The sequence below is a fragment of the Erwinia phyllosphaerae genome (assembly GCF_019132875.1).
In the GTDB taxonomy this organism is placed as follows: domain Bacteria; phylum Pseudomonadota; class Gammaproteobacteria; order Enterobacterales; family Enterobacteriaceae; genus Erwinia; species Erwinia phyllosphaerae.
The window spans coordinates 413,829-422,724 of sequence record NZ_JAHSPF010000004.1; the positions used below are offsets into that span (position 1 = coordinate 413,829).

Sequence of the window (8,896 nt, forward strand, 5' to 3'; positions counted from 1 at the left end):
ATTAATCTCGGCACGGCAGCCGGGCATCGCCAGGTTGTTAAAAAACGCTAAAGATATTTGTCTGTGGATCAGGCTGGCCTGCGCCCTTTTTCACCATAAACGGCCGCCATGCAGTGCTGTTCAATCGCCGCCTTATAGTGCTTACGGCAGACAGAAACATAGCGCTCATTACCGCCTATCACCACCTGCTCACCTTCGTTATAGGGCGCGCCATTTTCATCCACGCGTAGTACCATGCCCGCTTTTCTTCCGCAGTGGCAAACGGTTTTCAATTCTACCAGCTTGTCGGCCCAGGCTAACAAATACTGGCTACCGCTAAATAATTCGCCGCGAAAATCGGTTCTTAATCCATAACAAAGTACGGGAATATCTAAATTATCTACCACGTCTGACAACGCTTTTACCTGGGCACGGGTAAGAAATTGCGACTCATCAATCAGAACACAGTGAACCGATTCCATTTGCTGTTCTGCTTTTATCTCATCAAAAAGTGCCGTGTCGTTATTATACAATTTTGCTGGAGAAGAAAGGCCAATGCGTGAACTCACTTTACCAACGCCAAAACGGTTATCGATCTCGGCGGTATAGATCAGCGTGCGCATTCCGCGCTCGTGATAGTTATAAGATGATTGCAGTAGCGCAGTTGATTTACCTGCATTCATCACGGAATAATAAAAATAAAGCTGAGCCATTGGGCTTCACTCCGAATAAAAAATTAACGGTTTTGCATTATTGTACCACATCGGCCGGCGCCCGGAGCGTTAGGGTGGCCGCTACTTTATCTCTGGGTGCTAAAATCTGGCTACCGCACCCTGTACTATTGTCCAGGGTTGACGAACTAAAATTTTATGCCTTAAAGATCCTGACATATCTATTATTTTGCAGCTGACGATTAAAAAAACGCTTTAAATGCTGCCGTTCTCTTTCAAATTTCCCGCGCGTTAACTGTTTGTGCAGATTAAAAAAAATGATGCTGAGCGATTAAACCAGGTAATAGCGTAACTTAAACTCGTAATCCGTTACAGTTTAAGGAGCAGCCCGGCGGTTATTCACGACAATTTAATTAGCTTTTCCATTAATAACGGTGTGGCAGTATCAGCGCATTAACTTATTCTGCTTTTCTTACACAATTAACTATTGCAGTTCATTAGGGCGCACTCTATTATTATCAGGCAGAACATTCCCCCATTATAAATTTTTGAGAACAGAACAATGAGCGAAGCACTTAAAATTTTGAACAACATCCGTACTCTGCGTGCGCAAGCCAGAGAATGCTCGCTGGAAACGCTGGAAGAGATGCTGGAGAAGCTGGAAGTTGTTGTCCACGAGCGCCGTGATGAAGAGAGCCACGCTCAGGCCGAAATCGAAGAACGCACGCGCAAACTGCAGCAGTATCGCGAAATGCTGATTGCTGACGGTATCGATCCAAGCGATCTGCTGTCCGCAGTGGGTACGCCAAAAAGCGCAGGTAAAGCAAAGCGCGCAGCTCGTCCGGCTAAATATAAATACGTCGACGAAAACGGCGAAACCAAAACCTGGACCGGCCAGGGCCGTACTCCAGCAGTTATTAAGAAAGCCATTGAAGAACAGGGTAAGAAACTCGAAGACTTCATGCTGTAATAGCCTCTGGCAGAACATACAGCCGCCGCAGTGGTCACCGATGCGGTAAAAAAAAGGAAGCTCAGGCTTCCTTTTTTTATGCGGGTTATTATGACGGGTAGAAGGATCGGTACCAGCTGACAAAACGGCTGACGCCCTCTTCCACGCCAGTCTGAGGCTTAAAGCCAATCGCCTTATACAGCGCTGCCGTATCTGCGCTGGTCTCCAGTACATCGCCAGGCTGCATTGGCAGCATATTTTTATCGGCGGTCATGCCAAGAGCTTTTTCAAGCGCCTCAATATAGGCCATCAGCGTTACCGGATTGCTGTTACCAATGTTATAGACGCGATAAGGTGCCGAACTGGTCGCCGGACTGCCGGTCTCTACCGTCCATTCTGCATCCGCCTGAGGAATAACATCCTGCAGTCTGACAATGGCCTCGGCAATATCATCAATATAAGTAAAGTCGCGACGCATCTGTCCATTGTTATAGACGTCTATTTTTTCACCCGCAATCATAGCGCGGGTAAACTTAAACAGCGCCATATCAGGACGCCCCCAGGGACCGTATACGGTAAAGAAGCGCAGGCCCGTAGTCGGAATACCATAGAGATGAGAATAGGTATGCGACATCAGCTCGTTGGCTTTTTTCGTCGCGGCATAAAGGGAAACAGGATGGTCAACAGAATCATCGGTCGAGAAAGGCATTTTGCGATTCAGACCATATACCGAGCTGGAAGAAGCGTAAAGCAGATGTCCCACCTTATTATGGCGGCATCCTTCCAGAATATTCAGGTGGCCAATCAGATTGCTGTCAGCGTAAGCCAGAGGATTATCCAGCGAGTAACGCACGCCGGCCTGAGCCGCTAAATGGATGACCCGGTCAAAGCGTTCGTCGGCAAAAAGCTGCGCCATTCCTGCCCTGTCAGCCAGGTCAAGCTTAATAAAAGAAAAGGCGGGAGAAGGCTTGAGTAAATCCAGACGGGCGAGTTTGAGTTTTACATCGTAATAGTCATTCAGGTTGTCGAGACCGACAACCTGGTGACCGGCACTGAGCAGGCGTTGTGTAACATAAAAACCAATAAATCCTGCCGCGCCGGTAACCAGATATTTCATACTGCCCTCGTTAACTATGCAATTTCGATTGAAGCTCCGCGGCCGATTGCATAATAAACGAAACCGCGTTTGCTGACTCTTTCTGGATCATACAGGTTACGACCATCAAAAATCACGGGTTCTTTCAGAGCATTTTTAATGACGTCAAAATCCGGCGCGCGGAAGTTCTGCCATTCGGTACAGATAACCAGGCCATCTGCACCCTGCAACGCTGCCTCTTTGGTGCCCATCAGCTTCAGATCGCTGCGGTGACCGTAGATGCGCTGCGCTTCGTCCATGGCTTCCGGATCGAAAGCCTGTACGGAGGCGCCAGCCTGCCACAGTGCTTCCATCAGCACGCGGCTGGATGCTTCACGCATATCGTCCGTATTTGGCTTGAATGACAGGCCCCACAGCGCAAAGGTTTTGCCCTGCAGATTGTCGCCAAAGTGACGCTTGATAAAGCCCGGCAGCTTGTGTTTCTGCGAGTCGTTAACGTCCTCTACGGCCTGCAGCAGACGCGGCTTGTAGCCAATCTGCTCGGCAGTACGGATCAGCGCCTGCACGTCTTTCGGGAAGCAGGAACCGCCGTAGCCGCAGCCCGGGTAGATAAAGGAGTAACCGATACGAGAATCGGAACCAATACCCTGACGAACTTTCTCAACGTCTGCGCCCAGGCGTTCAGCCAGGTTAGAGATCTCGTTCATAAAGCTGATCTTGGTTGCCAGCATGCAGTTAGCCGCATACTTGGTCAGCTCAGCACTACGGATATCCATCAGGATCATGCGATCGTGATTGCGGTTAAACGGCTCGTAAAGCTCACGCAGCAGTTCCACAACGTCGTCGTTATCCGTGCCTACAACGATACGCTCCGGACGCATGCAGTCGTTAACCGCCGCGCCTTCCTTCAGGAATTCCGGGTTGGAGACGACATCAAAATTGACGTCGACGCCGCGGCCCTTCAGCGTTTCGTTCATGACGCTGCGAACACGGTCTGCCGTGCCTACAGGTACGGTTGATTTATCAATCACGACTTTATGATCGGTCATGTGCTGTGCAATAGTACGAGCTACGGCGGTAACATATTTCAGATCCGCAGAGCCATCTTCATCCGGAGGCGTACCTACGGCGATGAACTGCATGGTTCCGTGTTTTACCCCGTCTTCCGCGTTAGTGGAGAACTTAAGGCGGCCCGCCTCATAGTTCTGCATCACCAGCGGCGTCAGGCCCGGCTCAAAAATTGGAATGATCCCTTTCTTCAGATTCTCGACTTTGTTCGCGTCGACATCGATACAAAGAACGTCATGTCCGACTTCGGCCAGAACAGCAGCCTGAACCAGACCAACATAGCCGATACCAAATACGGTGACTTTCATTGAATTGTCCCGGTTAAAAAATTAATCTTATTTTTCGTTGCCAACGGTGCTTTCAAGCCATGCTTTAAAGTCAGCACCCAGCGTGTTGTGACGTACGCCGTACTCTACGAAAGCCTGCATATAGCCCAGTTTGTTACCACAGTCGTGGCTCACGCCTTTCAGGTGATAAGCTTCTACCGTCTCTTTGTCCATCAGCATGGCAATAGAGTCGGTCAGCTGAATTTCGTCACCTGCGCCCGGAGGCGTTTTCGCCAGCAGTGGCCAGATGTCGGCAGACAGCACGTAACGACCAACAACCGCCAGGTTAGAAGGTGCTTTGTCAGCTTTAGGCTTTTCAACCACGCCAACCATTGGTGCGCTGTCGCCCGCTTTCAGCTCTGCGCCCTGGCAGTCAACCACGCCGTACGCGGTAACGTCTGCAACAGGCTCAACCATAATCTGGCTGTAACCGGTTTCATCGAAGCGACGCATCATATCGGCCAGGTTATCCTGCGCCAGGTTAGATTCGTACTCGTCGATGATAACGTCCGGCAGGATTACCGCGACAGGTTCATTGCCTACTACCGGGTATGCGCACATAACCGCATGACCCAGACCTTTAGCCAGACCCTGACGAACCTGCATGATGGTCACGTGTGGCGGGCAGATTGACTGGATTTCTTCCAGCAGCTGACGCTTAACACGTTTTTCCAGCATGGCTTCCAGTTCGAAGCTGGTATCAAAATGGTTTTCGATAGAGTTTTTAGATGAGTGCGTTACCAGCACAATCTCGTTGATTCCGGCAGCGATACATTCGTTAACGACATACTGAATTAACGGCTTATCAACCAGCGGCAGCATTTCCTTAGGAATAGCTTTGGTGGCAGGTAACATACGGGTTCCCAAACCTGCAACAGGGATAACCGCTTTTTTTACTTTAGACTTATAGGCAGACATCTAAGTACCTCTCTTTAGGCCGTTCAAGTTATTACTTGATATGTCGAGTTAAAAAACGAGGTGAGTATACCAGCTGAAGTGGGCTGGATTTATCCTGGTTAAACCATTTCCATTGAATTTAAGACAATTACCTAAGTGTAAAGCTTATCGCTGGCCCTGTCGTTGGGGCGCAGCGATATAAATAAAGCGGACAGGTTAATCGGTGGACAACATCAGGCGCAGCCTGCCGCCAGCGCCCCAGACCTGGCACTGCCACTCGTCGCAGCGATGGCTAATTTGATTAAGATGCGTGCTGCCTAACGTACCAAGAGGAACGCCATTGCTGAGCTGAATTTGATGCGAATGAATATTGAGCGTGGCGTTTAATCCCGCAGAAACCAGAATAAGATTTTTTAAACCCTGGTGGTAATAACCAACGAGCAAAGGAAACTGCCCCTGCAAGTTTGCCTGGCGTAGCAGCAGGTTAACCTGTTTAAGCAAGCTATTTAATTCCGGCAAACGTTGTGCCTGACCGGAAAGCTGATCCTGCAGCAGGCCGTTAAATAATGCTCTTAACAATAACGCAGCCAGTACCCCATTATCGCCTGCACGAGTCACGTCCAGACAATAAAACGCCAGATCTTTATCGGACAAGGCGGCCACGTCTAACACCAGTCCCGGCTGTTCCGCCATGGTTAACTGGCGGTAGTTGATGCGGCAGTTGGCTATTTCTTGCTGTACCGGCGGCTGTAACTGTTTTAACAGTTTTGCGGCAGCCTGCGGATCGCGCACCAGCGCATCCCAGTCCTGGAAGAGCTGCTCATCTTCTTCCACTTTAGAAGTGAACATAGAAGGATAGAGGCACTCATAGACTGCCTCGCGCAGCCTTTCCAAATCTTTCAGCGGTTTTAACAGCACGTCCTGAACGCCCAGACGCAGGACATGCGCAATGTCCGACATATTTTCCGTCGCGGAAATCACCAGCACAGGAATGGTGCTGCCTCGAGTACGCAGATGTTCAACCAGTTTGATGCCGTTCATGCGCGGCATCGCCAGATCGCAAATGAGCAGATCGAAGTTACCCTGCTGCATTTTTTCCAGAGCCTGAATACCGTCATCAGCGAGCGCGGTTGTGGCTCCCAATGCTCCCAGAAAGTTATCCAGCAGAGAACGGAAAACGACTTCGTCTTCAACTATTAATACCTGTTTCCCGTTTAATGGCTTCTCCATTATCCCCCCTTGTTCGCCGGATAAGTCAATAGTGGCTCAAAAACCACAATTGCGCATCTCAGATTTGCCTGAAGTGGTGTCATTTCTCTCTCCGGCAATTCATAACTGACGAACCAACGGAAGCAATTCATCCATTTTTTTCTCAACGGCCAGCCTGCCTGCCGTTATCGCCTCGCCTGCCCGGTGAAAATCCAGCGTAGAAATTTGTGGACAAAAAGGCTGTATCAGCACGTCAGGCGGATCGCCTGCCATCCGGTTAAGCTTGACCCGGTTTTCCAGTACCTGGATAGAGGTGGTCATAATTTCCATCGCTCCCGGGGGTTGTTTGGTTTTTTTATCACCTGCTCTGCTCAGGCGCTGCCGTAGCTTGCCTCGCCAGCCCTGGGCCGACTCTGGTAGCACAACGGACTGCGGCGTAACGGACAGGAGGTTTTGCTGCATAAGGTGGGCGTCGTGTTGCAGATCCACGGCGATGACGATATCGGCCCCAAGCGCACGAGTTAAAGAAATGGGAACGGGGTTCACTACGGCACCATCCACCAGCCAGTAACCATGCCACTCAACGGGGGCCAGTAAACCCGGCATGCTGCAGGATGCACGGATTGCCTGGTGAAGATCGCCCTCTGTCAGCCAGAGCTCACGTCCTGTACTGAGGTTAGTCGCTACGGCACCAAACGGCAGGCCACACTGTTCAATATGATTGTGCGGCAGCAGACGGCGAACATGGCTGAAAACTCGCTCACCGCGCAGCAGGCCGCCGCGACGCCATGACAGATCCATCAGCCGCAGCACTTCCCAGTAGCTAAAACCCTGGACCCAACCGGACAACAGAGGAAGACGACGACTGGCATAAGCGGCGCCGACAAGCGCTCCCACGGAGCAACCTGCCACCACATCAATCCTGATGCCGGCTCGTTCCAGCGCTTCGATCACGCCGATATGAGCCCACCCCTTGGCGGCACCCGATCCCAGTGCCAGCCCAATCTTAACCTGTCTCATTCCACCTCTGGTATTTGCTTAACGAACCAATGGCGCCATTCACGTAGCTCGGTTACCATGACGCCCAAACTTTTTCAGCCTTATAGTATCTTCTGGAGATAACGTGTCGGAACTTTGCCCTTGCTGTAGCGGACTGGAGTATAGCTTATGTTGTCAGCCCTGGCTCAATGGTGACGGTATTCCTCCGACGCCGCAAGCCCTGATGCGTTCTCGCTATACGGCCTATGCCCTTGGCAACGCAGATTATCTTGTTGCGACCTGGCATCCTGATTGCCATGCCGACCGTTTTCGCGACAGCCTGCAGCAGAGCTTTGCCTCCACGAACTGGTTAAGTTTACATATTCTTGCCGCCGAAGCGCCAGGGGATAGCGAAGAAGGCTTTGTGACTTTCTTTGCTCGCTATACGGAAAATGAGCGGGTCAACTTTATCCATGAGCGTTCGCGCTTTCTTCGACTGGCGCAACGCTGGTATTATATCGACGGAACCTACCCTGAAACGGGGCGAAACGAGCGGTGCCCTTGCGGCTCCGACAAAAAATTTAAAAAATGTTGTGGCCAGTAACGGCCGCAGCCTGACTCTGAGAATTGCCTGGACAGGACTACCATCGTAATGCAAGCGCAAACACTGCAACGTAAAGTTTTACGTACCATTTGCCCGGACGCCAAGGGCCTGATCGCCAAGATCACTAACATCTGCTACAAGCATGAGCTGAACATCGTACAGAATAATGAGTTTGTCGATCACCGTACCGGCCGCTTCTTTATGCGCACCGAACTGGAAGGCATTTTTAACGATACGACGCTGCTGGCCGATCTGGACAGCGCGCTGCCAGCCGGTTCGTTTCGTGAATTGAATCCAGCGGGTCGCCGCCGCGTTGTTATTCTGGTGACAAAAGAAGCGCACTGCCTGGGCGATCTGCTGATGAAAAGCACCTATGGCGGGCTGGATGTGGAAATTGCCGCCGTTATTGGCAATCACGATACGCTGCGCACGCTGGTAGAACGCTTTGACATTCCGTTTACGCTGGTCAGCCACGAAGGCCTGACGCGCGAAGAGCATGACAATAATATGGCTGCGGAAATCGACCGCTACCAGCCGGACTACGTGGTGCTGGCTAAATATATGCGCGTGCTCACGCCTGCTTTTGTGCAGCGCTATCCTAACCAGATTATCAATATTCACCACTCGTTCCTGCCTGCCTTTATTGGCGCGCGTCCTTATCATCAGGCCTATGAGCGCGGCGTGAAGATCATTGGCGCCACGGCGCATTACGTGAATGATAATCTGGACGAAGGCCCAATCATCATGCAGGACGTTATTCACGTCGATCATAACTATACCGCTGAAGACATGATGCGCGCCGGCCGTGACGTTGAGAAAAACGTGTTGAGCCGTGCGCTTTACCATGCGCTGGCGCAGCGCGTATTTGTTTACGGTAACCGCACGATCATTTTGTAAGCCTTTTGGGCTGTTGTTTTGCCGCACAAAGCAGCAGCCCGATCAAAAAACCGGCAAACGCGCTAAAAACGCCGAATCCGGGCTTTACAGCGGCAGAGCATTTGTTATGATGCGCCCCGCTTTAACAAGCAGCAAGCAAGGCCAGTGGTGGGGTTCCCGAGCGGCCAAAGGGAGCAGACTGTAAATCTGCCGTCATCGACTTCGAAGGTTCGAATCCTTCCC

Annotated in this window: 9 protein-coding genes; 3 read left to right on the forward strand and 6 right to left on the reverse strand. The window is 51.1% G+C overall.

Annotated features, from left to right (window positions below):
- Window positions 1-68: 68 nt before the first annotated feature.
- Window positions 69-692: a thymidine kinase gene (gene tdk, locus KUE00_RS10165; RefSeq protein ID WP_246759723.1), complete on the reverse strand. Its 624-nt coding sequence runs from the start codon at window positions 690-692 to the stop codon at window positions 69-71.
- Window positions 693-1,212: 520 nt separating this feature from the next.
- Here tdk and hns point away from each other — a divergent pair.
- Window positions 1,213-1,620: a histone-like nucleoid-structuring protein H-NS gene (gene hns, locus KUE00_RS10170; protein WP_246759724.1), complete on the forward strand. Its 408-nt coding sequence runs from the start codon at window positions 1,213-1,215 to the stop codon at window positions 1,618-1,620.
- A gap of 88 nt (window positions 1,621-1,708) precedes the next feature.
- On the opposite strand, the gene KUE00_RS10175 is transcribed toward hns, so the two are convergent.
- From KUE00_RS10175 to rssA, 5 genes are all read right to left on the reverse strand, one after another.
- Window positions 1,709-2,716, reverse strand: coding sequence for an NAD-dependent epimerase (locus tag KUE00_RS10175; protein ID WP_246759725.1), 1,008 nt, complete (start codon window positions 2,714-2,716; stop codon window positions 1,709-1,711).
- Window positions 2,717-2,730: 14 nt separating this feature from the next.
- Window positions 2,731-4,071: a UDP-glucose dehydrogenase family protein gene (locus tag KUE00_RS10180; protein WP_246759726.1), complete on the reverse strand. Its 1,341-nt coding sequence runs from the start codon at window positions 4,069-4,071 to the stop codon at window positions 2,731-2,733.
- A 27-nt stretch (window positions 4,072-4,098) separates the two neighbouring features.
- Window positions 4,099-5,007: a UTP--glucose-1-phosphate uridylyltransferase GalU gene (gene galU, locus KUE00_RS10185; protein WP_246759727.1), complete on the reverse strand. Its 909-nt coding sequence runs from the start codon at window positions 5,005-5,007 to the stop codon at window positions 4,099-4,101.
- Between the two features lie 195 nt (window positions 5,008-5,202).
- Window positions 5,203-6,216, reverse strand: a complete 1,014-nt coding sequence (rssB, locus tag KUE00_RS10190; protein WP_246759728.1) for a two-component system response regulator RssB — start codon at window positions 6,214-6,216, stop codon at window positions 5,203-5,205.
- A 99-nt stretch (window positions 6,217-6,315) separates the two neighbouring features.
- Window positions 6,316-7,215 (reverse strand): patatin-like phospholipase RssA, encoded by a 900-nt coding sequence (gene rssA, locus KUE00_RS10195; protein WP_246759729.1) that lies wholly within the window; start codon window positions 7,213-7,215, stop codon window positions 6,316-6,318.
- A 103-nt stretch (window positions 7,216-7,318) separates the two neighbouring features.
- On the opposite strand from rssA, the gene KUE00_RS10200 reads away from it, so the two are divergent.
- Together KUE00_RS10200 and purU are read left to right on the forward strand one after the other, a co-directional pair.
- Window positions 7,319-7,777: a YchJ family protein gene (locus tag KUE00_RS10200; protein ID WP_246759731.1), complete on the forward strand. Its 459-nt coding sequence runs from the start codon at window positions 7,319-7,321 to the stop codon at window positions 7,775-7,777.
- 48 nt (window positions 7,778-7,825) lie between these two features.
- Entirely contained in the window at window positions 7,826-8,674 is an 849-nt protein-coding gene (gene purU, locus KUE00_RS10205) for a formyltetrahydrofolate deformylase (RefSeq protein WP_246759732.1), read from the forward strand.
- Window positions 8,675-8,896: the final 222 nt, after the last annotated feature.

Coding starts and splice junctions, on each gene's coding strand:
- rssA (WP_246759729.1), bottom strand. CDS start 7,215: ATGAGACAGGTTAAGATTGGGCTGGCACTGGGATCGGGTGCCGCCAAG.
- rssB (WP_246759728.1), bottom strand. CDS start 6,216: ATGGAGAAGCCATTAAACGGGAAACAGGTATTAATAGTTGAAGACGAA.
- hns (WP_246759724.1), top strand. CDS start 1,213: ATGAGCGAAGCACTTAAAATTTTGAACAACATCCGTACTCTGCGTGCG.
- galU (WP_246759727.1), bottom strand. CDS start 5,007: ATGTCTGCCTATAAGTCTAAAGTAAAAAAAGCGGTTATCCCTGTTGCA.
- tdk (WP_246759723.1), bottom strand. CDS start 692: ATGGCTCAGCTTTATTTTTATTATTCCGTGATGAATGCAGGTAAATCA.
- KUE00_RS10175 (WP_246759725.1), bottom strand. CDS start 2,716: ATGAAATATCTGGTTACCGGCGCGGCAGGATTTATTGGTTTTTATGTT.
- KUE00_RS10180 (WP_246759726.1), bottom strand. CDS start 4,071: ATGAAAGTCACCGTATTTGGTATCGGCTATGTTGGTCTGGTTCAGGCT.
- purU (WP_246759732.1), top strand. CDS start 7,826: ATGCAAGCGCAAACACTGCAACGTAAAGTTTTACGTACCATTTGCCCG.